This window comes from Yersinia aldovae ATCC 35236, from assembly GCF_000173735.1.
Classification (GTDB): Bacteria; Pseudomonadota; Gammaproteobacteria; order Enterobacterales; family Enterobacteriaceae; genus Yersinia; species Yersinia aldovae.
Genome location: NZ_ACCB01000005.1, coordinates 1 through 26182, shown reverse-complemented (window position 1 = coordinate 26182; position 26182 = coordinate 1). Strand labels below are relative to the sequence as shown.

Below are 26182 nucleotides of genomic sequence, written 5' to 3'. Positions count from 1 at the left end.
AAAGTAACTGAACACGGGCTGATAATCAGTAGATTTATAGCTAATGTTAAGTAAACCTGCTGAAAATAAAGCAGTCTTATTTGTTATTGATGATACCCAGAATAATTAGAGTTGCAGCTGGGCAAAATAAACGATCGATCGTTCCTGTATCGACTTGAACACAGATATAGCCACCCATAGGGTAAACCTAATGGATGAGGGCCATTAATCCCCAGCCGCTTACATCAGTAGGTGGATGGGGTGACTGAAGCCAGTCAACGCACATGCAACTTTAAGTATGACCAATATATGGGCCTGTAAGCATCACCAAGGGGATTTATGCGCATCACACCACTCTCTTCTCAATCATTTGCGTTCCCCTCCCCTGAACTGGCCCTGCGCGAACCTAATGGTTTGCTGGCACTGGGGGGGGATTTATCGGTTCCACGTCTGCTAGCGGCTTACCAACGGGGGATATTCCCTTGGTTTAGCCCCGGAGAGATGATTCTATGGTGGTCACCGAACCCGCGTGCCGTGTTATTTCCTGAAGATTTGCACATCAGCCGTAGTATGCGACGTTTTCTGCGGCGCTGCCCTTACCGTTTCACCCTCAATCATGCGTTTGCTGATGTGGTCAATGCTTGCGCTTCACTACGTGATGAAGGAACCTGGATTGGCGATGATGTACAGCAAGCTTATTGCCAGTTACATGCGTTGGGCCACGCCCACTCCGTGGAAGTTTGGTTGGAAAATGAGCTAGTTGGTGGTTTGTATGGTATCACCGTCGGTAAGTTGTTTTGCGGAGAATCGATGTTTAGCCGTGCGGACAATGCCTCAAAAAGTGCATTAATGGTTTTTTGTCATCATTTTACCCGTCAGGGTGGAGAACTGATTGACTGTCAGGTCCTCAACGCTCACACTGCGTCGCTGGGTGCGATTGAGATCCCACGCGATTTTTTTATGCAGCAGTTGAGTCAACTCCAGTTTAGTCCACTACCGGCTGAATGCTGGTTACCGCAATCGTTGAATTTTTCATCCGCGATGCAGTAAAGATCAACCGTTGAGAATGTACCCCACATTAGGCTTTATCCCCTCTTACCGGCAGACTCTTTTTGCTGAAATGGTGTGATGACCGCCAACACTTCTTTACATAATGTGGGTTTTTCGGCATTATCTTGCCGGTTAAAAACTAAGGTAGTTACACCTAGAGGATTCGATGGCCAGAGAAGACGATATTGAAATGCAGGGCACCGTTCTTGATACGCTGCCGAACACCATGTTCCGTGTTGAATTGGAAAACGGGCACGTGGTAACCGCTCATATCTCAGGTAAAATGCGTAAAAACTATATCCGCATCCTGACGGGTGACAAAGTCACTGTAGCGCTGACCCCGTATGACCTGAGCAAAGGCCGCATTATCTTCCGTGCCCGTTAATAGGCTAATCTGTCGCCAGTCCATGACTTGCGAACGTTGAGGATATAGCCCCCTCCGACGCCCTTCCAACTTATGGCAAGGGTGTTTTGCGTTTTCTTTTGTTTACCGATTTAGCGCTACTTACTAAGTGTAAAAAACAAAAGTGACATGCAAAAATCATAATTGTGGGAAATAAAAAGGGCGGTAAGCTTATTAATATTAGCTTACCGCCCTTTACTTTAATTATTATCTAATTAATAACACACTAACTTAATGCACTGCGCCTTCAGTTTTGCGTTTTTGCGCACTCTGAAACTCATAAGCCAGTTGTTGTTTCTCTTTATCAAGCCCAACAGTCACTGAACCACCGTCGACCAGCGAACCGAACAACAGCTCGTTTGCTAGCGGTTTTTTCAGATTTTCCTGGATAACACGAACCATTGGTCGTGCTCCCATCGCTTTGTCATAGCCTTTTTCAGATAACCAATCGCGTGCCTCGTCGCTGACTTCCAGTGACACACCTTTGGCATCCAACTGTGCTTGCAACTCAACAATAAACTTATCGACGACCTGCTGGATAACCGCAGGAGATAAGTGGTTGAACCAAATAATGTTATCCAACCGGTTACGGAATTCCGGTGTGAATATTTTTTTGATCTCCTCCAGCGCATCGGTACTGTTGTCTTGCTGTTTGAAACCAATCGACGTCCGTTGTGTTTCTCGTACACCGGCATTGGTGGTCATGACCAAAATGACATTGCGGAAATCCGCTTTACGGCCATTGTTATCGGTCAGAGTACCATTATCCATCACTTGCAATAACAGGTTGAATACATCCGGATGGGCTTTCTCAATTTCATCCAGCAGCAGTACGGCATGAGGATGTTTGATAACCGCATCCGTCAACAACCCCCCCTGATCGTAACCAACATAGCCCGGAGGCGCACCAATCAAGCGGCTGACTGTGTGACGTTCCATATATTCAGACATATCAAAGCGCAGTAGCTCTATATCCAGAGCCTTGGCCAATTGCACTGTAACTTCGGTTTTCCCGACACCGGTAGGCCCGGCAAACAGGAATGAACCAACAGGTTTATGGTCATGCCCTAACCCTGCACGACTCATTTTGATTGCCTCTGATAGAGCATCGATAGCTTTATCTTGACCAAATACCAACATATTCAGGCGGCTACTTAAGTTTCTCAACACATCACGGTCGCTGGCAGAAACTGTTTTTTCCGGAATACGAGCGATACGAGCAACCACCGACTCAATATCAGACACATTAACGGTTTTCTTGCGTTTGTTGATTGGCATAAGACGGCTACGCGCACCGGCTTCATCAATCACATCAATGGCTTTATCCGGTAAATGGCGGTCATTAATGTATTTGACCGATAACTCCACTGCTGCACGGATCGCTTTCGCGGTGTAACGCACGTCATGATGCGCTTCATATTTTGGTTTTAGGCCATTAATAATCTGAACCGTTTCTTCCGGCGTCGGTTCAGTGATATCTATCTTCTGGAAGCGACGTGCCAGGGCGCGATCTTTTTCAAAGATATTGCTGAACTCCTGATACGTGGTTGAACCAATGACTCGAATTTTACCACTGGAAAGTAGCGGCTTAATCAAGTTAGCGGCATCGACTTGCCCACCAGAGGCAGCTCCGGCACCGATAATGGTATGAATTTCATCGATAAACAGAATGCTATCTTTGTCGTTTTCTAACTGTTTCAGCAACGCCTTGAAGCGTTTTTCAAAGTCACCACGGTATTTGGTGCCAGCCAACAGCGAGCCGATATCCAGTGAATATAATGTGCATTCGGACATCACTTCCGGAACGTCACCCTGCACGATACGCCAGGCCAACCCTTCGGCAATAGCTGTTTTACCGACACCGGATTCCCCGACCAACAGTGGGTTATTTTTACGCCGGCGGCACAGAACCTGAATAGCACGTTCCAGCTCTTTATCGCGGCCAATGAGAGGGTCAATGCCACCCACGCGGGCCAGTTGGTTCAGGTTGGTGGTGAAGTTCTCCATACGGTCTTCCCCTCCAGCCTGCTCTTCATTCACTGGGTTTTCTGCATTCGGAGCCTGGCCCGGTTCGTCCTTACGAGCACCGTGGGAAATAAAGTTCACCACATCCAAACGGCTGACATCATGCTTACGCAACAGGTAGGCCGCCTGAGACTCTTGTTCACTGAAAATGGCGACCAATACGTTTGCACCCGAGACTTCGTTGCGCCCCGAGGATTGAACGTGGAATACCGCACGTTGCAACACGCGTTGGAAACTGAGCGTAGGCTGGGTGTCACGCTCTTCTTCACTGACAGGTAATGTCGGTGTGGTTTGTTCGATAAAAGCTTCCAATTCCTGGCGTAGGGCTACCAGGTCAACTGTACATGCCTCCAGCGCTTCCCGCGCGGCTGGATTGCTCAGCAATGCCAGCAACAGGTGCTCCACTGTCATAAACTCGTGTCTGTGCTCACGCGCTCTGGCGAAAGCCATGTTGAGACTGAGTTCAAGTTCTTGATTGAGCATAGGCACCTCCCAATAATTGCCTTAATCAGGCTTTTTCCAGCGTACAAAGCAACGGATGCTCGTTCTCCCTGGCGTATTGATTTACATGTGCGACTTTTGTCTCTGCCACTTCGGCAGTAAAGACACCACAAATCGCCTTTCCTTGATAATGCACATTGAGCATCAATTGTGTTGCACGTTCAATATCATAAGAAAAGAACTTTTGCAGAACGTCAATCACAAATTCCATCGGTGTGTAATCGTCGTTGTTTAATATAACTTTATACATAGATGGCGGTTTTAGCGCCTCTTTATACTTATCTTTGACTAAATGTTCAAAATTCAGCCAATCATTATTGTTACCCATTGCTTGCCCATCGCTATACTGAACCACACAAGAGCAATACCTCACTCCGGTTATAAGACCATTTGATGCAGATATCTATTATTATTTTAACATCACTCATGCCATAACGCCGCCAGAGAAAAAGTAGGGGTAATAATCTCAATAACGGCGAAATTGTATTCAAGTAAACGTAATAGCGTTAGCTGCATCAAACTTTGAAGAACTCGCTCTACCAGATAAAAGCTGCCCCTTGACGTTAAGGCCATTTCCACTAGAGTGTACTTTCGTGAGCTGTTGGAGTTTTAACCAAGTTCCGCTCACTTTAACCAGTAATTACCTCATCTCAAACTAGAATAGCCTTGCGAGGGACGTAGAAGTATGGAGACGGGTACTGTTAAATGGTTCAATAATGCTAAAGGCTTTGGCTTTATTTGCCCTGAGGGCGGCGGCGAAGATATCTTCGCTCACTATTCAACTATCCAGATGGATGGATACCGAACATTAAAAGCCGGTCAGATGGTTAATTTTGATGTTCATCAGGGGCCAAAAGGAAACCACGCCAGCCTGATTGTTCCACTTGTATTGGATGTAATATCACCTGAAGCCGCGCTACAGGAACTCTCTGCTTTAGCCTGACGCCGTGCGTTGTTCCGCCCAGTCATTACTGGCAGGCCACTATCGCAGATATTCTGACGTCAAAGCATTTTCCAGGCAGCTAATTACGATGCAACATCAATTATGTTTCAAAATGCCAGCCATCATTAATGGGCTGGCATTTTTATTTTTCATACCTCTAATATGCGGCCATATAATTCAGGATCAACCTTCTGGCACCTGCCCCCCTTTTATTCACGAGCCAAGGCATCAATAGGGTTAAGCCGCGCTGCGCTGCGAGCGGGTAGGTAGCCAAACACCACACCAATCACAGTTGAACACAAGAACGCACTGAATAAGGCCAGCGGTGGGAAAGCGATCTGCCAGTTAGGTAAGAACATTTCCACAATCAAGCCGATGGCGAAAGATAAACTAATACCAAGCGCCCCGCCCACCAGACAGACCAGAATCGCCTCGATTAAAAACTGCTGCATAACATCACTGGAACGCGCACCAACGGCCATGCGTATCCCTATTTCGCGGGTCCGTTCGGTCACCGATACCAACATGATATTCATAACACCAATCCCCCCCACCACCAGCGAGATAACCGCCACCAAAGTGAGAAACAATTGCATGGTACGAGTGGTCTTTTCGGCGGTTTGCAGCAAACTATCCATATTGTATGTGAATATATCTTTCTTGCCGTGGCGCATGGTTAATAACCGGATCAACTGCTGTTCAGCCTCTTTACTGCTATAACCTTCTTTGATCCGAACAGTGATCGAATCAAAATAAGAGCGCCCCATTAGACGGCTGGCCATTGTGCTATAAGGCACCCATACCCGCAGCGCTTTACTACTACCAAACATAGATTGTTTCTCTTCCACCACCCCTACCACGGTGGCGGGCATATTACCAATCAATATCACCTGCCCGACCACATCTTGCATGTTAGGGAATAGACGACGCTGGGTATTACGGTCAACCACTACCGTCTGCGACTGCCGTTCTACTTGCTCGCGGGTAATGGCGGTTCCTTGTTCAAGCTTCATCCCGTAGACTTTAAAATACTGTTCACTAACACCTGATACACTGCCGGCCACGTCAATATTGCCGCGACGCAGCCGTATAGTACTGGTAATCGAGGGGGAGACGGCGCTAACGTAAGGCTGAGCCTGCAAAGCCGCCATATCGTCATAGACCAGAGCCTGGCGGGTGCTGGGATCGTCGTCGCCAAAATCCTTACCCGGATAAATATCGATAGTATTAGTACCAATCGCACGGATATCCGCCAGAACAAGCTGTTTGGCCGCATCCCCCACCACCAGGATGGAAACCACCGAGGCGATACCAATAATGATCCCCAGCATGGTCAGAGCGGTACGCATTTTGTTAGCTGACATAGCGCGCCAGGCCATTAACAGCGCCTCACGAAAACGGCCAACCAACTGCTGCCATGACGGGGCTGGTGGTGTCAGACTCATCGGTTCAGATATCACGATATTTGGCACTGTTTTCGAACCGGAATCCGCCATAATACGGCCATCTTTTATTTCGATGATCCGTTCAGCCTGCGCCGCAACGTTAGGGTCATGGGTAACAATAATTACCGTATGTCCCTGCTGCTGAAGTTGTTTGAGGATAGCCATAACCTCAACGCTGGAGTGACTATCTAATGCGCCTGTCGGCTCATCAGCAAGAATCACCTGGCCGCCATTCATCAAGGCTCTGGCGATACTGACTCGTTGCTGCTGACCACCGGATAACTGATTGGGCTGATAACTCACCCGCTCACCCAGCCCCAAGCGGGTTAACAGCATGTTTGCCCGCTCCCGGCGCTCATTTTTGCCTAAACCGGCGTAAACCGCAGGCACTTCCACATTGTGAGCCGCACTGAGATGCGGCAGCAGATGATAGCGCTGGAAAATAAAAACCAAAATGCTCACGACGCAGGGCGGCCAGTGCATCGCTGTCCAGCTCTGCGACATCTTGCCCTGCGACACGGTAGACACCCGCACTGGGTTTATCCAGACACCCCAAAATGTTCATCAGCGTCGATTTACCCGAGCCGGAGGCTCCGATAATCGCGACCAACTCACCGGCGTTAATTGTCAGCGAGACGTCCTGCAACACATCAACGGTTTCTTCGCCGGACTGATAGCTACGACGAATGCCTTTTAACTCAAGCAATACCGTCATTATGCGTCCTCCGTGCCACCGCGACTAACGATGATGTCCTCACCGACATTGAGACCGGAAATCACCTGTGCATCAACATTATTACGGATACCAATAGTGACCTCACGTTTCTCTTCTTTTCCGTCCTTCAAAACAGTTACCTGATAGCGATTGGTATCGAGCGCCTCACCTAATGCAGACAATGGGATCACTATCGCCTGCTGAACATTAGCCAATTGAATTGATACTTGCGCAGTCATTTGCAGGCGCAATAACCTGTCAGGATTTGGCACTTCAAAACGGGCCGAGTAGAAAATAGCATCGTTCACTTTTTCTGGTGTCGGCTGAATATCTTTCAACACGCCATCAAAGCGTTTACCGGGGTCACCCAATACCGTGAATGACGCTTTCATCCCCGGTTTCAGGTGGATAACATCCGCTTCCGATACTTTTGCATTCACCAGCATGGTGCTCATATCAGCCAATGTCAGAATATTCGGAGCCTGTTGTGCGGCAATCACCGTCTGGCCTTGCAAAGTGGTAATTTGCACCACATCGCCATCCATCGGCGCAGAAATTTGGGTGTAATCCAGATTGATTTTGGCCGTATCCAGACTGGCTTTGGTCTTGTTGATTTGCGCTTTGATCGTCTCAACCTGCGCATTTTTTACCGCCAGTGTGGTACTGGCCTGGTCCAAGTCCTGACGTGACACCGCCTGCAATTTCGCCAGTTCCTGCTGGCGACGCAGCGTGACAGCAGCCAGTTGCGCTTCGGCTTTTGCCTGCGCTAACTGGGCGTTCAAATCCTGCAATGTCGCCTCCACTTCTTTGATCTGGTTTTGTGCTGCTTGCGGATCGATCATCGCCAGCAATTGCCCCTGTTTAACCTGATCACCGATTTCTACATACAGTTTTTCCAGTTGGCCGCTTACCTGCGCTCCGACATCCACTTTTCGTACCGCATCCAGTTTACCGGTTGCCAGTACATTTTGTTGCAGGTCACGGTTGGCAACTTTAACCGTTTGGTATTGCACCGGTTCGGGTGCCATCAAGTGCCTGATAATGAAAAAACCGCTAATAATCAATACGGCAATTGCACTAAACCATCGGCGTTGGCTTCTACTGAACTGCATCAACTAAGTTACCTTCCTTATTATTTACAAACTTATTAAACAACTAAAAATAGCAGTGACGGCCACTACCAGAAAACATATCAGCTAAAAATAGCATCAGAAACTCTCATTTAATTAAACCAACTATCAATATTCGCCGTACCACTGCAGGGATCTAAGATGCATTTACGTACCGTTTAGTTCCCGTTTGGTTCAATAGCGTTGTAAATAAATAGAACGATGAAAACGGACTTAATCATGCATAACATCGATAACACCGCGCCAGTCCCTGATAATATTAATCGTTGGGGTTAATAACCTTATTATTCCAAGGTCATCAAGCTTTGGGTGGCTCATGGCAAGAATTACGGTTTCGACTTAAATTTCTGCTCAGAACGCTCATCAGCCCCCAACTGACACTTGACTTTCTTGGCACTTTAGCTCAACAGCCCTTTATAAACAGCATGTTACAAGCGCAACCCGACCTGCCTTGTAAATTGCATCGCCCCTATCTGGCAAATACTTTCAATAACCGACAAAAGCTAGGTGTATTGCAGGATCATTTTGAGCTAATAAATCAATGTATCCCGGAGTCATTACGTCAGGGTTACATGCACCGGTCACCTTATAAACTGACTGAACTTATCGGCAAGAATGGCGAAAAATATTCGCTTTATTTGGGCGTTATTCCAAAACTCAATAAAGAAGGCGAAATTACGCTGATGCTGACTAATGAGCAACAACAAGATCTGGCACTGCTCACTTTCAGTCTATTTTATTACCAGCAACAAAAAACGTTATTTATTGGTGGGTTACAAGGTGCGGACACTGACACTCCCCATAGCGAGATTCATCTCAGCACCAAAGCTTGTCACGGCTTGTTCCCAAAACGCCTGGTATTGGAGGCAGCCTGCAATCTGGCTGAGTTGATGGGAATTACTCAAATTATTGCCGTAGGGAATGCCACGCACATTTATCAGAACTGGCGCTACCGGGCTAAAAAGAAAGATAAATTACATGCCGATTACGATAGCTTCTGGCTTTCACTTGGCGCAAAACAGTGTGCTGAGGGTCATTTCAACTTGCCGTGCCGGATTGCACGTAAACCTATCGAAGATATTGCGAGTAAAAAACGGGCCGAATATCGTCGCCGCTATCAGCTACTTGAGCAGTTAGACTGTGGGCTAGCCGCGCATTTCCACACGGCTGGAGTCAATCAAGTACACTAATCCGCTCGCCCTCTTGCCAGCCAGACAACACGAGAGAACATTTTTTTCAGCAATGGAGGGATTGACTCCGTTCCCCAGTCTCTGGCCTGATTGGTCACTTCAATGGCTAAATCTGGTTTGGAGGTGCGGTGTATGGCTTTTTCAATCACCCTACGAGGCTGCATTTTGGCATTCGGTGGGATCATTGAAATACGGTGATAGACCTTATCAAAACCCGCGCGGTACAAAAAGTGCTCCATATCCGGCGCGGGTAAGATAGTGAGGCGGTTCCGCTCGTAGTCGCGCTCGCTCTCCGCCATATTGCGCACTGTGGCGGCGTATTTTTTACCCGCATCATCACCGTCAGTCAGGACATGCCACTGTATCCCCATCCGGTTGGCAAATTTCAATAACGGGCGTAAACCACTTTGTGCAAACTCAATGACCTTTACCCCTTCGGCCTCAAAATGATAACCACACTGGCGCGCTAATTCATTCAGCAGCCATATTTCTGTCTCACCTTCAACCAGCAGCCAACAGCGGGCAAAGAAGGCGGAGGGGCGGTTGAGGCGGATATGGAAAGCGATTCGACGGCTGTCTTCAGAACTCATGCCGCGCGGGCCAATACGGTAGGTGGCGACTTTGGCCGATTCACGCACCAGCCGGCAAATGCTTTCAATCGGAACTAACGACACTAGTTCGCCAGAATTAGTGGTGGTGATGCGCTGAAGTGGCAACTGACTGAGTAGCCCCCAAGCGACAGACAACATGATTGGGTGTAGGCGGGTTTCCGGGTCTTCTACCAACAACAGCGGGCGGGCGTGAGGATCAAGGCTTAATGACCCTTTTGCTTGCAGCAACGTAGAAAACATCCCAAGTAGAATCAAACGCATACTCCGACTATTAGGCTCAGCCACCATGCGGTTGATGTTATCTAAAGCCTGCCAGGCTTCACGATCGGGTTGCTGCCGGTAACGGTGGTTATGCAGACCCGGTGATTGCGTTCCAAGCTCGGCAAAGTAGTGCTCCAGCAGTTGGCGCATCGCCTCCAGCCCTTGGCGCAACTCGGTGTTGGTCAGTTTTTGCGGGTTACGAACCAACTGGCGGCTGAGCTGATCTAACTGCTGGTTCAAGGCGGCTTTATCTGGTTTCTGGCTATTTTCAGCGGTCGAACTGCGTAGGCGACGCATGAAACGGGCATCTCGCAAGCGTAGAACCGGGTGGATGCGGATAACTGCACGCGCCAATTTTTCGATATCATGCAATGCCAGCGGTAGCCCTGCTATATCAAGGAAGGTTCGCCAGGTACACACGGTATCATCATCTGCCAATTCACCTTCAACACGATAATAAATACGATGCAGGCCATCATCACTTTGGCTCCATAACGGGGCCAACTGCCGATAACGCGGAGCACGCCAATGACCGATATCTTTCTCGCAAAAAGTAAAAAATAACCTGTAGATGACGCTCCTTAGCACGCTCATCCCCTGCCGGATAATAAAAATCCTGTGCCGTAAAATGATAAAGCTGAGGTTCGGGGGACAAAAGCAGAGTGAGGGCATCTAATAAACTGGATTTACCCCAAGCGTTCTCACCGATTAATACGGTATTGTCGTCAAGGCTCAATGAAATACGATTAATACCGCGAAAACCGACAATATCTACGCGTTCAAGATACATGTTATGCCTCCAATGCTATACCCAAAGTCATTGACGTTGCAGGTAGGCTGCCAGCAATGGGTTTAGTGATTCGGTAAGTGCGCGCAGCCAGCAACCCTACAGCTTCAAGGACGAAGGGTATAATTCATTCATACTGCTACTACAGATAACACTGTTGAGTCAGCAATCATAGTCGATTGTCTTGAAGACAAAGGGAAAAAACCTTATGGCTCAAGTAGCGTGACACCCGCGAGCTACTTTACTCTTACCTTGATTTTAGATAGCTTATTGCGCCACAACCCATTATTCATCTGCTTATGATCCCCAACGTTATTGACGTTACAGCAAGGCAACAAACGTATGACAAATTGGTTATAAACCATTTTTGAATGTTGTTTGCACCGAGTAACAAGTGCCGCTAACACAGCAGCCACGTCAATGACGAAGGGTATAGGACGGTACAACTCGTGTATTCAGGATTGCTGATCATTCTTTTGCCGTTAATTATTGGTTACCTAATTCCACTTAGCCGCAAATCACTCATTCAATTGATCAATCGCTTACTTAGCTGGATGGTCTACGTTATTTTATTTTTTATGGGCATCAGCCTGGCATTTCTGGAAAACCTCAGCGCTAACCTGCTACTTATTTTTCAGTATACCGGCGTCTTTTTTCTGTGTATTTTTTGCGCCAATTTGTTGGCCTTATTTTTACTCGAACGCAAAATCCCGTGGAAGAACACCCATCGTCAGGAAGCATTGCCGTCTCGGGTGCATATGGCGCTGGAATCACTGAAACTGTGCGGCGTAGTCATTGTGGGCTTTCTGTTGGGCTTAACCCAGTGGGAGTGGTTACAATTTGCGGCGAAAGGCAGTGAAATGGCACTGATTTTCCTGCTGTTTTTAGTCGGCATTCAATTACGTAACAGCGGCATGACACTGCGCCAGATAGTATTAAATCGCCGTGGCACCATCGTGGCCTTTGTGGTAGCACTCAGTGCGCTGGCTGGCGGTGTGCTCGCCGCTATATTGATCGGGTTACCGGTTAAAACCGGGCTGGCGATGGCTTCAGGCTTTGGCTGGTATTCGCTGTCAGGTATTTTATTAACCGATGCATTCGGGCCAATTATTGGTAGCGCGGCATTCTTCAATGATTTAGCCCGTGAATTAGTCGCAATCATGCTCATTCCCACACTGGTTCGCAGCAGCCGCTCAACCGCACTGGGCTTATGTGGCGCGACCTCAATGGACTTCACCCTGCCGGTATTGCAACGCAGTGGTGGGTTAGAGATGGTTCCTGCGGCTATTGTGCATGGCTTCTTATTGAGTTTGTTGGCTCCGGTATTGATCGCATTCTTCTCCTAAATATCTCATATCGCAGTGAGCTGACCGGCTCACTGCCCTCCCCTTTGCCAAAACTGAATAAATTCTCATTCGCAGCGAAACTTGCGCCAAATCAAAACAAGTTAAAATTGCATTAGAAAAGCCTTTTTAAACCCATCACGCGCCTCTATGCTCTTAAACAAGCATTATAAATGCAACTTTAAAAAGGAAATAATTATGTTCTGTGTGCAATGTGAACAAACCATCCGAACGCCTGCTGGCAACGGCTGCTCTTATGCGCAGGGAATGTGCGGAAAAACCGCCGAAACCTCCGATTTGCAAGACTTACTGGTCGCCGTGTTACAGGGCCTTTCGGCCTGGGCATTGACCGCCCGCGAGTTGGGTATTGTCGATCACCAAATTGATAGCTTTGCACCCAGAGCTTTTTTCTCGACGCTGACCAATGTGAACTTCGATTCTGATCGTATCGTCGGTTATGCCAAAGAAGCCATTTTGCTGCGTCAGTCGCTGGCTATTCGCTGTCGCTTGCTCGATAGCACCATCACGGTCGCTCACCCGTTGGCTGAACTGCAATTGCAGTCCGATGACATCTCTATCCTGCAACAACAGTCACAGCAGTTTGCACTCAATAGCGATAAAGCTGACGTTGGCGATGATATTCATGGCCTGCGCATGTTGTGTTTGTATGGCCTGAAAGGGGCTGCGGCCTATATGGAACATGCCCATGTGCTGGGCCAGTTTGATGAGCAGATTTATGCCGATTATCACGCATATATGGCCTGGCTGGGTACGCAACCGCGTGACGTTGATACGTTGCTCAACAACGCGATGGGTATCGGCAAAATGAACTTCAATGTGATGGCCATTCTGGACCACGGCGAAACCCAAGCCTATGGTGACCCACAACCGACAGCGGTTAATGTGCGCCCGGTCGCAGGTAAAGCCATTCTGATTTCCGGCCATGACCTGAAAGATTTACACATGCTGCTGGAGCAGACTCAGGACAGTGGCATCAATATTTATACTCACGGCGAAATGTTACCTGCTCACGGCTATCCTGAATTGAAGCGCTACCCGCATCTGGTGGGTAACTATGGCAGTGGCTGGCAAAACCAGCAAACTGAATTCGCCAAATTCCCCGGCCCGATCCTGATGACCTCTAACTGCATTATTGATCCCAACGTAGGCAATTACGGCGACCGCATCTGGACTCGCAGTATTGTTGGCTGGCCGGGCGTTGATCACTTGGACGGTGAAGATTTCGCGCCCGTGATTGAGCAAGCATTGGGGATGGCGGGCTTCCCGTACAACGAACTGGAACATCTGATTACCGTCGGTTTTGGGCGTCAGACGCTGCTGAATGCGGCAGACACGGTGATTGATTTGGTCGCCAGCAAAAAACTGCGCCATGTCTTTCTGGTGGGGGGTTGTGATGGCAGCCGCACAGAACGTAGCTATTTCACCGATTTTGCCCGCAGTGTGCCGCAAGATTGCATCATCATGACACTGGCTTGTGGCAAATACCGCTTCAATAAACTGGATTTCGGTACTTTGGAAGGTTTGCCACGGCTGCTGGATGTCGGCCAATGTAATGATGCCTACGCGGCCATTATGCTGGCGGTAAAATTATCTGAGAAACTGGGTTGTACCGTTAATGACTTGCCGCTGAGCTTGGTGTTGTCGTGGTTTGAGCAAAAAGCCATCGTCATTCTGCTCACACTGCTGTCATTAGGGGTGAAAAATATTTATACCGGCCCGACAGCGCCGGGCTTCCTGACCGACAACCTGATGAACATTCTGTATGAGAAATTTGGGATGCGGCCAATCACCACGGTAGAGCAGGATATCAACGCAATTTTGGGTAATTAATTCATCTGATACTGCTATTTTTCACTTATTGCCGCCCGGCGAAAACGGCGTTTTGCTGCCAGCCGGGCTTTTATCGCGATGTTTATTACCCATTACAAATTCAGAGAATGACCTGATTCATTGTGAGGCTTTGATGACTGATTTTATCCCAACCGACTGCCCTACCGCGCTGTGCCCTAACCGAATGCAAGTTCACTCCATTGTGCAAGAAACGCCGGATGTCTGGAGTCTGCGGCTGATTAATCATGATTTTTACCCTTATCTGCCAGGGCAATACGCGCTGGTTAGTATTCATAACAGTGATGAAACACTGCGAGCTTATACGCTTTCCTCCACTCCGGGCTTAAGCCCTTTTATCCAACTGACGGTACGCTGTTTAGCCGATGGCGAAGGATCACGCTGGCTCACTCAGCAAGTCAAGGTGGGCGACTATCTGTGGCTTTCTGCGGCTCAAGGCGAGTTTACCTGCGCGACTGCCGATGACGACCGCTACCTGATGCTGGCCGCCGGTTGTGGTGTAACGCCAATCATGTCGATGTGCCGCGCCTTATTAGCACAGCGCCCACAGGCTGATATTCGGGTGATATTTAATGTGCGCACGCCCTCGGATGTGATTTTTGCAGCGGTTTGGCAAAACTTGTTGCAGCGCTATCCACAACAATTGCAGCTCACATTGATGGCAGAATCAGAGGCAACCGACGGATTTACCGCAGGTAGAATTAATGACCAGATAATGCAGCACGTCGCACCAGACATTGCCCAGCGCCGGGTGATGACCTGTGGCCCGGCCCCTTATATGAATTGGGTGGAGGAATATTGCCGTGAGCAATCCGTTCCAGCAACTCATTTCCAAAAAGAACAGTTCCGCACCGCAGATGAAGGCATTGATACCAGTAATGAATTAACAATGACCATCAGTCGCCCGTTGCGCAGCGTCAAAGTCCCGGTGGGTACGTCACTGCTATTTGCCTTAGAACAACACAAAGTGCCTGTGATGGCCGCCTGCCGCGCAGGGGTTTGCGGTTCTTGTAAAACCCGTATTCTGCATGGCAAATATACCACCACCAGCACCATGACGCTGACAGCAGAAGAGATTGCTCAAGGTTATGTGTTAGCTTGTAGCTGCCAGTTACAAGGTGATGTCCAACTGGCCTGAATGCCGATTAGCCCCCATTAATGGCGCAATTATTGCCAAACCCGCCATACTTTGACCTCATAGAATAATGACTCGCCATTAATCCTTGAGGGAACAATCATGAAGCAAACTGTGGCAACATTGGTCGCAAAAACGTTGGAGCAAGCAGGTGTTAAGCGAATATGGGGTGTAACCGGCGACTCACTCAACGGCCTGAGTGATAGCTTGCATCGAATGGCTACCATCGCATGGATGGGTACCCGCCATGAAGAAGTTGCGGCGTTTGCCGCAGGTGCTGAAGCACAGCTCACCGGGCAGTTGGCGGTATGCGCCGGTTCTTGCGGCCCCGGTAACCTGCATTTAATCAACGGGTTATTTGATTGCCACCGTAACCATGTTCCGGTGCTGGCCATTGCCGCACATATTCCCTCCAGTGAGATTGGCAGTGGTTATTTTCAGGAAACCCATCCGCAGGAGCTATTTCGCGAATGTAGCCACTATTGCGAGTTAGTCTCCAATCCTGAACAGTTACCGCGCGTGCTGGAAATCGCCATGCGCAAAGCGATTCTTAACCGTGGCGTTTCGGTGATAGTCCTGCCGGGTGATGTGGCGTTACAAGCCGCGCCTGAAGATGCCGGTATCCTGTGGCAGACGCCGAAATTGCCGTTAGTTCAGCCCATAATGAGTGAGCTGAATGTATTAGCTGAAACGCTGAATAAAGCCAAAAACATCACGCTGATGTGTGGTAGCGGCTGTGCTAATGCCCATGATGAAGTGGTGAAACTGGCAGAAATCCTGCAAGCCCCAGTGGTACATGCCCTGCGCGGCAAAGAACATATTGAGTGGGATAATCCTTACAGCGTTGGCATGACCGGGCTGATTGGTTTTGCCTCCGGTTATCATGCGATGATGAATGCCGACACGCTGATTCTGTTAGGAACCCAATTCCCTTACCGTGCCTTTTATCCGACTCACGCCAATATCATTCAAATTGATATCAATCCCGGCAGTCTCGGTGCTCACTGCGCAGTGAATATGGCACTGGTAGGCGATATCAAAACCACCCTCAGCGCATTACTGCCGCAACTGGCGGCCAAAACTGACAATACCTTTTTGCAAAAAGCGCTCGATCATTATCGAATGACGCGCAAAGATCTGGATGGATTAGCCACGGCAAATGATAACCAGCCCATCCATCCACAATATCTGGCACAACAAATCAGCCGCCACGCCACAGATGATGCCATTTTCACCTGCGATGTCGGTACGCCAACGGTGTGGGCCGCCCGCTATCTGGAAATGAACGGCAAGCGCCGTCTATTGGGATCGTTCAATCATGGTTCGATGGCTAATGCCATGCCACAAGCCATTGGTGCGCAGGCAACCGCACCGGAGCGGCAAGTTGTCGCCTTATGTGGTGATGGCGGTTTCACCATGCTGATGGGGGATTTTCTCACCCTGGCGCAGCTAAAATTGCCGGTGAAAATTGTGGTGTTTAATAACAGCGTGCTGGGATTTGTCGCGATGGAAATGAAAGCAGGCGGTTATCTGACTGATGGCACTGATTTACATAATCCGGATTTTGCCGCTATCGCCAATGCCGCGGGTATCAAAGGGATTCGGGTAGAAAAAGCCTCTGAGTTGGACGCGGCACTGGAAAGCGCATTTGCTCATCCAGGGCCGGTATTGGTGGATGTGATCACCGCCAAACAAGAGCTGTCAATGCCGCCACAAATTAAGTTTGAACAAGCTAAAGGATTCAGCCTGTATATGCTCCGAGCTATTATCAATGGCCGAGGTGATGAAGTAGTTGAACTGGCAAAAACTAACTGGTTGCGCTGATAGCAAATAACTATCAATGGCCAGATATGAGTAATGAAAGTGGTGAGTTGGCCATTTTCATTATTTCTTCCCCTACGCGGCTTGAAATGCAATTAACCACACTAATTATGTGGTATAGGCGGCATTTTATACTGACCAGGCAGCCAAATATAAAATAGGCGCGTAGAGTTATTATTGACTGATTATCATCATCGTGGTGCCTCCATGACAAAACAAGCCAAACCAGGGTTTTCATCAGCCGCAGAATTAACCTGTTTACTCAGAGCAAAATCCTATGGTGAAAAAAGGCCATTATTTAAAACTGACGACTATGTGGCCGTGATTCTGAGTCAGTCGTTCCACTCCGCTTTCTCCCTGCAGCAAAAAGCCTTTCTGCTGGGCGACGAGAGTGCTAATTTCGCCACGGCACCCGGTATTTATGAATATATCGTGGCCCGAACCCGGTTTATTGATGATATTGTCAAGAAGACCGCTGGGCGCTTTAGCAAAATATTTATTCTGGGTGCGGGATATGACTCGCGGGCTATTCGTTTTTACCCTGCTCTGCAACACAGCCTGATTTATGAAATTGACCGGCCCCTGATGCAGCAGCATAAAATAAAAAAAACTTGCCGAATGCGATATCACCCCACCCAGCAATTTACGATTTTTACCCATTGACTTTAACCAGCAAAACCTGTCGGATGCACTCGCGCAGATCCCGTTGCAAACTGGTGATAAATGCCTGTTTTTACTGGAAGGGTTGCTGATGTATCTGGAACCAGCACACGTTAAAAACCTGTTTAACGCGATAAGCGACTATAGCAGTGACGGCAGCCAAATTATCTTTGATTTTGTTAATCAGCATGCGCTCACTGAAGAGATACTATTTGGCGGCGATGAAGCTGGCTATGGCGTAAAAGAGAGTGTTGATTGCGTGCGCAGGATTGGTGAAAAATGGACTTTCGGTATCGCCGCCGCAGAGGTGGAAAAAGTCTTACAACAATATGGCTTCGCCTTACTGGATTACGCCGATGCCAGCAAATTGGCAGCACGCTTCTTTGCTGATGAGCGAGGAAGATGTCAGGTGAAAATTAACGCGGCTCCTGCTTTAGTTTATGCCAGTCGAGAAAAGTCCTAATAAATCAGTCAATAATCGTACTCTTTATTTATTATCGATTAACAAGATAGATATTATTCGCCATATACATAAATAATATCTCTCACGCCTTTCTTGTTTTACCAATCTGGTTATGATGAATAATCTCTTCTTATTCTGATCATGAGAAAACTATGCTGATTGACTTACGCAGTGACACAGTAACCCAACCCTGCGCTGCAATGCGCAACGCTATGGCCAATGCCGATGTCGGCGACGATGTGTACGGTGATGATCCTACGGTTAACCAACTGGAAGCTGAAGCTGCAAGGCTATCAGGGAAAGCGGCGGCATTGTTCCTGCCAAGCGGTACCCAGGCCAATCTGGTGGCACTGTTGACCCACTGCCAACGTGGTGAAGAATATATTGTCGGCCAGAAAGCGCATAATTATCTGTATGAAGCCGGCGGTGCCGCTGTACTTGGTAGCATCCAACCACAACCTATTGATGCCAATGATGATGGCACCCTGCCACTGGATAAAGTGCTGGCCGCCATCAAACCCGATGATATTCATTTCGCACAAACACGCTTGTTAAGCCTGGAAAATACCCACAGTGGCAAAGTGTTACCACTGAGTTATTTACAGCAGGCGTGGGATTTGACCCGCGAGAAGAAACTGGCGCTACATATTGATGGCGCACGTATTTTCAATGCGGCGGTAGCGCTGAATGTCCCGTTGAGAGAGATAAGCCAATATTGCGACACCCTGACAATTTGCCTCTCTAAGGGGTTAGGCGCGCCGGTAGGCTCCCTGTTGTGTGGCAGCGCTGAATACATCCAACGCGCCCGTCGCTGGCGCAAAATGACCGGTGGCGGTATGCGTCAGGCCGGTATTCTGGCGGCAGCCGGGCTATATGCGTTGCAAAACAATGTCGCGCGGCTGAAAGACGATCACGACAACGCCTTATGGCTGGAGGCGCAATTACGCGCACTGGATATCGAGATAGTGGCTCCGGGGGCGCAAACTAACGTATTGTATATTAAGCAATCGGCTGAAAATGCAGCCAAACTTGGCCCGTGGATGCAACAACACGGGATACTTATCAGCGCCGGCCCGATCACCCGCATATTGACTCACATGAATATCAGCCGCCAGAGTCTGGAAAAGGTGGTGGCGCTATGGCGTGAGTTTTTGATAGAGCAACGCTCATGACACCGCAACGGATACTGGTATTAGGTGCCAGTGGTTATATCGGCCAACACCTGGTCCCGCTGTTAAGTCAGCAAGGCCATCATGTCACTGCCGCCGCACGCCGTATCGAGTGGCTGCAAGAACAGCAGTGGCCAGATGTCACCTGCCGCTTTGTCGATCTTTATCAGCCCGCGACCCTCAGTGCCGCTTTGCAGGATATTGATGTCGTTTATTATCTGGTGCACGGCATGGGGGAAGGCCAAGATTTGATTGAGCAGGAGCGCATTGCTGCCAACAATATGAAAGCCGCGCTGGCACAAATTGCCGCCACCCAGCCGTCATCACTAAAGCAGATTATTTATCTTGGCGCATTACAGCCAACCGATAGCAGTTCATCGCATCTGATTGCGCGCAAGCTAACGGGTGAACTGCTGCGTCAAAGCGGTATTCCGGTAACGGAACTGCGCGCCAGTATCATCGTCGGCCCCGGTTCTGCCGCGTTTGAAGTGATGCGTGACATGGTTTATAACCTGCCAATCCTGACACCGCCCCGCTGGGTTCGCTCTAAATCCTCACCGGTGGCACTGGAAAATCTGCTGGTTTATCTGACTGAAATACTCAACCATCCAGCGCCAGAGCATCGGGTTTTTGATGTCGCTGGGCCAGAGTATATTAGCTATCAAACGATGTTTGAACGCTTTATCGCGATCAGTGGCAAGCGGCGCTGGTTGATCCCCATCCCACTGCCAACGCGCTTCATCTCGGTCTATTTCATCAATATGGTCACCTCGGTACCCACGCCGATTGCCAGCGCACTGATTGAAGGTCTAAATCACGATTTGCCTGCCGATGGCCAACCACTACAAGCGCTTATTCCACAAACGCTGATCAGTTTTGACGATGCCGTTAAAGAGACGCTGCGCCGTGAAGATGAAGTGGTGGACTCCGCTGACTGGGGTTATGACCCTGAGGCACGCGCGCGCTGGCGGCCCGGTTACGGCTTCTATCCGAAACAGGCCGGTTGCCAGCTCTCAACTGCGGCCTCCAGCGAAGCGTTGTGGCATGTGGTGCAGCAAATAGGCGGTAAAGAAGGTTACTTCTACGGTAATGCGCTGTGGAAAACCCGCGCTTGGATGGATGATATCGCCGGTGGTGGCGTGGTATATGGCCGTCCAGAGCGCGAAAACCTTGAGTTGGGTGACCTGATTGATGGCTGGAAAGTGATTACCATCAAACCGTTACGCCAACTGGCAATGATGTTTGGCATGAAAGCACCTGGCTTGGGCCGCTTAACCTTTACCATCACCGAGTTGGGCGGCTGTCGCCGCTTAGACGTGCGAGCCTGGTGGCATCCTGCTGGTTTCAGCGGGTTACTATATTGGTTTGTGATGATGCCAGCACATCTGTTTATTTTCCGGGGTATGGCGAAACGCATCGCCACACTGGCGGTACAATATGACCGTGAACGCGCTCATAAGCATGATGAATAACGCGGCAAATTCACGTAAGCAGGGGATTCTGATTGCATAGCGAATCATTTCACGGAAGAATGGCATATTATTTGCTGAGCGAATGATTACAGGCGCTAGCATTCTGATTTTTGGTGGGAACCGAATTCGCTATGAAGGTATTGGTCACCGGCGCAACCAGTGGATTAGGCCGTAATGCCGTTGAATATCTCCGTCGTCGGGAGATCAAAGTGATCGCCGCAGGTCGCAATCAGGCGATGGGCGCATTATTGACGAAAATAGGCGCTGAATTTGTTCATGCGGATCTGACGAATCTGGTTTCCTCACAAGCAAAAGCCATGTTGATGGATGTCGATACCTTATGGCATTGCTCCAGTTTCACCTCACCGTGGGGGACCGAACTGGCGTTTGATCAGGCAAACGTGCGTGCTACCCGCCGCCTGGGAGAATGGGCGGCGGCCTATGGCGTGGAGAATTTCATTCATATCTCCTCACCGGCTATTTATTTTGATTATCACCACCATCGTAATATTCAGGAAGATTTCCGGCCGGCACGATTTGCCAATGAATTTGCCCGCAGCAAAGCGGCGGGTGAAGAAGTCATTCATCAACTGGCATTATCAAACCCACAAACACATTTCACTATTCTGCGCCCGCAGGGCCTGTTCGGTCCCCATGACAAAGTGATGCTACCGCGTCTGCTCCAGATGATTAAATATTATGGCACCCTGCTGCTGCCGCGCGGCGGTAATGCACTGGTGGATATGACTTATCTGGAAAATGCGGTACATGCCATGTGGCTGGCAACGCAGAGCCAGAATACACCATCGGGCCGCGCTTATAACATTACCAACCAGCAGCCCCGCCCGTTACGCACTATCGTGCAGCATCTGCTCGACGAACTGGATATGCCTTGTCGTATTCGCTCAGTCCCTTATCCGATGATGGATATTATGGCCCGCGCGATGGAAAAGCTGAGCAATAAAGCGGAAAAAGAGCCGGTACTGACGCATTATGGCGTGGCTAAACTCAATTTTGATCTGACACTGGATACCCGCCGCGCCGAGCAAGAATTAGGTTATCGCCCAATAGTTTCATTAGATGAAGGTATTATCCGCACCGCGCGTTGGCTGAAAGAGCACGGTAAGCTTTGTGCGAAGTAAAACAGAATTATAAGTAAGAATAGAAGTACCAAGTATAATTGGCAGAAATGGTTTATTTACTGACCGACTGCAACTCTGATGACTTCGGGTATATACTGAAATAACTTTCATGGCAGATTCCTTTAAGGTCATCATATGAAGAAGAAAAATATTGCCTTGGCACTTCCTCTCGTATTTCTTCTTAGCGCCTGTACCAGCACTGTCGATCCCGCTTTTAAGGATATCGGGACACGTAGTGGTCCCTGTATTGAAGGTGGCCCGGATACTGTCGCGCAAAAATTCTATGACTTACGGATTCAACAGATTGGCGGTTTGAATGGCTTGCCCGATGATAATCTGTCAGCCCAATTTCGCCCTTATCTGAGTCAGGCACTGTATCAAGATATTCAGGCGGCCAGAAAACAGGCCAGCGCACCTAATCAGGTGAATAAAACTAAAATGATCAACGGTGATATCTTCACCAGCCTGCGTGAAGGCAGTACCAGTGCCGATGTTGCCAGCGCTTCAACCATTCCTAATACCGATGCGCGCAATATTCCACTACGCGTCAATCTGACTCATCAGAGCGCTGGCGGTCAGGCGGTGATGTGGCAGGATGAAGTGGTCATGGTGCGTGAAGGCACCTGCTGGGTGGTGGATGACATCCGCTTTATGGGGGTTTCCGCCCCGGCTAGCAGCCTGCGCCAGCTATTGGGTGCTCACTAATGCACACCTGCGACTTGAGAGATGACGGGGATAAAAGTGTACCGGTTTCGTTCCAGTAAACCGGTACTCATTGATTTACAAACTCATTCTTATTTTGATTGTTTTTCAGCCAGTGGCTGAGGATACTCTGTCAGACTTATTCAGTACACGACAAATTCCCTCGGATAGCATTCATACCCAGATGTTATGCTGATTTTGTGTCCGAAATCTGGTTATTAATAAATTTTAACGCACAAAGATTGCATAAGTATGCCGTGGAAGTTACCATTCTCCGCATCATTGGCTATTCAGATTTGGCGCATGAGTATTCAACTTAACGGAATTAACTGTTACTACGGCGTACATCAGGCGCTGTTCGACATTACATTAGACTGTCCGGCTGGCGAAACCTTAGTATTATTAGGGCCAAGCGGCGCGGGTAAAAGCTCATTGCTACGCGTGCTTAACCTCCTGGAAATGCCCCGTTCAGGGACATTGCAGATAGCGGGTAATCACTTTGATTTTACTCAAGCTCCGGGCGCAAAGGCGATTCGTGAATTGCGCCAAAACGTGGGGATGGTCTTCCAGCAATATAATCTTTGGCCGCATCTGTCGGTGGTGCAAAATCTGATTGAAGCCCCTTGCCGCGTGCTGGGTCTGTCAAAAGATGAAGCGATGGCGCGTGCGCAGAAACTGCTAACGCGTCTGCGTTTAACTGATTTTGCGGATCGTTTTCCTCTACATCTTTCCGGGGGCCAACAACAACGCGTGGCGATTGCCAGAGCATTGATGATGGAGCCTCAGGTTCTATTATTTGATGAACCGACCGCGGCACTTGATCCGGAAATTACCGCACAAATCGTCAGTATTATCCGCGAGTTGGCCGGTACTGGTATCACGCAGGTCATTGTTACTCATGAGGTTGAAGTCGCCCGTAAGACGGCCAGCCGTGTGGTTTACATGGAAAACGGTCATGTGGTGGAACAAGGCGACGCGAGTCACTTTACCCAACCCACAACCGAGGCTTTTGCCAGCTATCTGTCACATTGATATCTATTTTGGGAATTCGCGATGAAAAAATTAATAATTGCTGCACTCCTCGCTACGGTTAGTTTGTCCACATCTGCCGCTGAAACACTTCGTTTCGCCGCCGAAGCCACTTATCCACCATTTGAATTTATCGATGCCAATAATAAAATGCAGGGCTTTGATATCGATCTGGCCAATGCGTTATGTAAAGAGATGCAAGCGGAATGTACCTTTACCAATCAGGCTTTTGACAGCCTGATCCCAAGCCTGAAATTCAAGCGTTTTGATGCCGTTATCTCCGGAATGGACATCACCCCGGAGCGCTTAAAACAAGTGGCTTTCACCCAGCCTTACTATGAAAACTCCGCACTGTTTGTTGCTGAAAAGGGCAAAGTGGCTGATTTGGCTGCGCTGAAAGGCAAACGTGTCGGGATGCAAAATGGTTCTACCCATCAAAAATATCTGATGGAGCAACACCCTGAAATTACCGCAGTGCCTTATGACAGTTACCAGAATGCCATTCTTGATCTGAAAAATGGCCGTCTGGACGCGGTATTTGGTGATACCGCGGTGGTTAATGAATGGTTGAAGCAAAATGACCAATTGGTGGCTGTTGGCGACAAAGTGACTGACGCTAACTACTTCGGTACCGGTTTAGGTATTGCGGTACGCCAGAACAACACCGAGTTACAGGGTAAGTTAGATGCTGCGCTGACGAAAATTAAGGCAGATGGCACCTATCAGACAATTTATAAAAAATGGTTCCAGCAGTAATCTAAGCACCCATGAATGAATTTCAACCTTTAGCAAGCGCCGCCGGTATGACCGTCGGCCTTGCCGTTTGTGCATTGGCCCTCGGTTTGGTTCTGGCGATGCTATTTGCCGTCGGCGAATCATCACGCTGGAAAGTGGTCAGTTATCTGACTACCGGCTGGGTCACTATCTTGCGCGGGCTACCCGAAATACTGGTGGTCCTGTTTATCTATTTTGGCTCCTCCGAATTGTTCATGAGACTGTCGGACGGCTTCACGTTGAATCTCTATCTGTTTGAGCTACCGATTAAGCTCAATATTGATAATTTCGAGGTTAGCCCGTTCCTGTGCGGTGTTATCGCCCTCGCCCTGCTCTATTCCGCTTATGCGTCACAAACCTTGCGTGGTGCATTGAAAGCAGTACCTGTCGGGCAGTGGGAATCGGGTCAGGCATTGGGTTTGAGTACCACGGCGATTTTCTTGCGTTTGATCATGCCGCAGATGTGGCGTCATGCCTTGCCGGGCCTGGGTAACCAATGGTTAGTCTTGCTGAAAGATACCGCGCTGGTGTCACTGATCAGTGTTAACGATTTAATGCTGCAAACCAAAAGTATTGCAACGCGCACGCAAGAACCCTTCACTTGGTATGTGATTGCCGCAGCAATCTATCTGGTGGTAACCCTGTTGAGCCAGTATGTGCTCAAATGGATTGAACTCCGTACCACCCGCTTTGAACGGAACCCATCCTGATGCTGGAATACTTACCCGAAATCCTGAAAGGGTTGCATACCAGCCTGACGCTGACTGTCGCGTCTTTACTGGTCGCTTTGGTGTTGTCACTGCTGTTTACCATCGTGCTGACGCTGAAAACACCCGTTATCACCCCGCTGGTCAAAATTTACATCACACTGTTTACCGGCACGCCGCTTCTGGTGCAGATCTTTTTGATCTACTACGGGCCGGGGCAGTTTCCGTCAATCCGTGAGTATCCGTGGTTGTGGAGCTTACTGTCACAACCTTGGTTGTGCGCTATGATTGCGCTGGCATTAAACAGCGCGGCTTATACCACTCAGTTGTTTTACGGGGCGGTTAGAGCCATTCCATCAGGTCAGTGGCAATCTTGTGAAGCGCTGGGGATGTCAAAAGCCCAGTCGTTACGCATCCTGCTGCCATTCGCCTTTAAACGCGCATTGTCATCTTATTCCAACGAAGTGGTGCTGGTGTTCAAAAGTACCTCACTGGCTTACACCATCACATTGATGGAGGTTATGGGTTACACCCAACTGATGTATGGCCGTACCTATGACGTCATGGTATTTGGTGCTGCGGGTATTGTTTACTTGGGTGTAAATGGTTTGCTGACACTGTTTATGCGGGTAGTGGAGCGCAGAGCATTGGCGTTTGAGCGGCGGAATTAAAATGAGTTTTATCACTTGCGATTTAGTTAACAGGATTTAGTTAACAGAATTTAGTGATCCGGTTCGGTTGTTAGGGCTTCACAGCTCACCTGACCTCCGATGAACCAATCGGCAAAGGGGCCATAAGCGTGGCCCCTTATGCAATCCCGCGCTTGCGCGAAATATTACTGCTATTCGCAGTCTCC

Annotated in this window: 20 protein-coding genes and 3 pseudogenes; 18 read left to right on the top strand and 5 right to left on the bottom strand. The window is 48.9% G+C overall.

Features of this window, described 5'->3' with window-relative positions; genetic code table 11:
- Positions 1 to 318 precede the first annotated feature (318 nt).
- Positions 319 to 1029 (top strand): leucyl/phenylalanyl-tRNA--protein transferase, encoded by a 711-nt coding sequence (gene aat, locus YALDO0001_RS03610; protein WP_004699976.1) that lies wholly within the window; start codon positions 319 to 321, stop codon positions 1027 to 1029.
- 166 nt (positions 1030 to 1195) lie between these two features.
- On the top strand, positions 1196 to 1414 hold the full coding sequence (gene infA, locus YALDO0001_RS03605; protein WP_004699974.1) for a translation initiation factor IF-1: 219 nt from the start codon (positions 1196 to 1198) through the stop codon (positions 1412 to 1414).
- Between the two features lie 249 nt (positions 1415 to 1663).
- On the opposite strand, the gene clpA is transcribed toward infA, so the two are convergent.
- The gene (clpA, locus tag YALDO0001_RS03600; protein ID WP_042546300.1) at positions 1664 to 3940 is read right to left on the bottom strand and encodes an ATP-dependent Clp protease ATP-binding subunit ClpA; all 2277 of its coding nucleotides are present in this window, start codon (positions 3938 to 3940) and stop codon (positions 1664 to 1666) included.
- Positions 3941 to 3965: 25 nt separating this feature from the next.
- Positions 3966 to 4286, bottom strand: coding sequence for an ATP-dependent Clp protease adapter ClpS (gene clpS / locus YALDO0001_RS03595; protein ID WP_004699970.1), 321 nt, complete (start codon positions 4284 to 4286; stop codon positions 3966 to 3968).
- Positions 4287 to 4643: 357 nt separating this feature from the next.
- Between clpS and cspD the strand changes: the two genes are divergently transcribed.
- The gene (gene cspD / locus YALDO0001_RS03590) at positions 4644 to 4901 is read left to right on the top strand and encodes a cold shock-like protein CspD (protein ID WP_004699966.1); all 258 of its coding nucleotides are present in this window, start codon (positions 4644 to 4646) and stop codon (positions 4899 to 4901) included.
- A 209-nt stretch (positions 4902 to 5110) separates the two neighbouring features.
- Here the strand turns inward: cspD and macB are convergent.
- Positions 5111 to 7061, bottom strand: a pseudogene (gene macB / locus YALDO0001_RS03585) (macrolide ABC transporter ATP-binding protein/permease MacB).
- Positions 7061 to 8173 carry a macrolide transporter subunit MacA gene (macA, locus tag YALDO0001_RS03580; protein ID WP_042839362.1) on the bottom strand — a complete coding sequence of 371 codons (1113 nt, stop codon included), beginning with the start codon at positions 8171 to 8173 and terminating at the stop codon, positions 7061 to 7063. The pseudogene macB and the gene macA overlap by 1 nt, the downstream one beginning before the upstream one ends.
- 237 nt (positions 8174 to 8410) lie before the next feature.
- Here macA and YALDO0001_RS03575 point away from each other — a divergent pair.
- Positions 8411 to 9381 (top strand): annotated as a pseudogene (locus YALDO0001_RS03575) (VirK/YbjX family protein).
- On the opposite strand, the pseudogene YALDO0001_RS03570 reads toward YALDO0001_RS03575, so the two are convergent.
- Positions 9378 to 11043 (bottom strand): annotated as a pseudogene (locus YALDO0001_RS03570) (ATP-dependent endonuclease). The pseudogenes YALDO0001_RS03575 and YALDO0001_RS03570 overlap by 4 nt on opposite strands.
- Positions 11044 to 11489: 446 nt before the next feature.
- Between YALDO0001_RS03570 and YALDO0001_RS03565 the strand changes: the two are divergent.
- From YALDO0001_RS03565 to artM, 14 genes are all read left to right on the top strand, one after another.
- Positions 11490 to 12386, top strand: coding sequence for a LysO family transporter (locus YALDO0001_RS03565; protein ID WP_004699957.1), 897 nt, complete (start codon positions 11490 to 11492; stop codon positions 12384 to 12386).
- Positions 12387 to 12581: 195 nt separating this feature from the next.
- A complete protein-coding gene (gene hcp, locus YALDO0001_RS03560; protein ID WP_004699955.1) occupies positions 12582 to 14234 on the top strand; it encodes a hydroxylamine reductase in 1653 nt (550 codons plus the stop codon).
- A 133-nt stretch (positions 14235 to 14367) separates the two neighbouring features.
- Entirely contained in the window at positions 14368 to 15390 is a 1023-nt protein-coding gene (gene hcr, locus YALDO0001_RS03555) for an NADH oxidoreductase (RefSeq protein WP_004699953.1), read from the top strand.
- Between the two features lie 99 nt (positions 15391 to 15489).
- A complete protein-coding gene (gene poxB / locus YALDO0001_RS03550) occupies positions 15490 to 17211 on the top strand; it encodes a ubiquinone-dependent pyruvate dehydrogenase (protein WP_004699952.1) in 1722 nt (573 codons plus the stop codon).
- A 204-nt stretch (positions 17212 to 17415) separates the two neighbouring features.
- On the top strand, positions 17416 to 17871 hold the full coding sequence (locus YALDO0001_RS21735) for a class I SAM-dependent methyltransferase (RefSeq protein WP_252830384.1): 456 nt from the start codon (positions 17416 to 17418) through the stop codon (positions 17869 to 17871).
- A complete protein-coding gene (locus YALDO0001_RS21730) occupies positions 17834 to 18331 on the top strand; it encodes a class I SAM-dependent methyltransferase (RefSeq protein ID WP_353933416.1) in 498 nt (165 codons plus the stop codon). Before YALDO0001_RS21735 ends, YALDO0001_RS21730 begins: the two co-directional genes overlap by 38 nt.
- A 152-nt stretch (positions 18332 to 18483) precedes the next feature.
- Entirely contained in the window at positions 18484 to 19503 is a 1020-nt protein-coding gene (ltaE, locus tag YALDO0001_RS03540) for a low-specificity L-threonine aldolase (protein WP_042839361.1), read from the top strand.
- Positions 19500 to 20972, top strand: a complete 1473-nt coding sequence (locus tag YALDO0001_RS03535) for a DUF2867 domain-containing protein (RefSeq protein WP_042839360.1) — start codon at positions 19500 to 19502, stop codon at positions 20970 to 20972. The genes ltaE and YALDO0001_RS03535 overlap by 4 nt, the downstream gene beginning before the upstream one ends.
- Before the next feature lie 131 nt (positions 20973 to 21103).
- Positions 21104 to 22114: a 3-beta-hydroxysteroid dehydrogenase gene (locus YALDO0001_RS03530; protein WP_004699942.1), complete on the top strand. Its 1011-nt coding sequence runs from the start codon at positions 21104 to 21106 to the stop codon at positions 22112 to 22114.
- A 135-nt stretch (positions 22115 to 22249) separates the two neighbouring features.
- Positions 22250 to 22819, top strand: coding sequence for a lipoprotein (locus YALDO0001_RS03525; protein ID WP_004699941.1), 570 nt, complete (start codon positions 22250 to 22252; stop codon positions 22817 to 22819).
- Between the two features lie 300 nt (positions 22820 to 23119).
- Positions 23120 to 23848: an arginine ABC transporter ATP-binding protein ArtP gene (gene artP, locus YALDO0001_RS03520; RefSeq protein WP_042839384.1), complete on the top strand. Its 729-nt coding sequence runs from the start codon at positions 23120 to 23122 to the stop codon at positions 23846 to 23848.
- Positions 23849 to 23869: 21 nt separating this feature from the next.
- Entirely contained in the window at positions 23870 to 24601 is a 732-nt protein-coding gene (artJ, locus tag YALDO0001_RS03515) for an arginine ABC transporter substrate-binding protein (RefSeq protein WP_004699937.1), read from the top strand.
- 11 nt (positions 24602 to 24612) lie between these two features.
- A complete protein-coding gene (artQ, locus tag YALDO0001_RS03510) occupies positions 24613 to 25329 on the top strand; it encodes an arginine ABC transporter permease ArtQ (RefSeq protein ID WP_004699935.1) in 717 nt (238 codons plus the stop codon).
- Positions 25329 to 25997: an arginine ABC transporter permease ArtM gene (gene artM / locus YALDO0001_RS03505; protein WP_042546316.1), complete on the top strand. Its 669-nt coding sequence runs from the start codon at positions 25329 to 25331 to the stop codon at positions 25995 to 25997. Before artQ ends, artM begins: the two co-directional genes overlap by 1 nt.
- Positions 25998 to 26182: the final 185 nt, after the last annotated feature.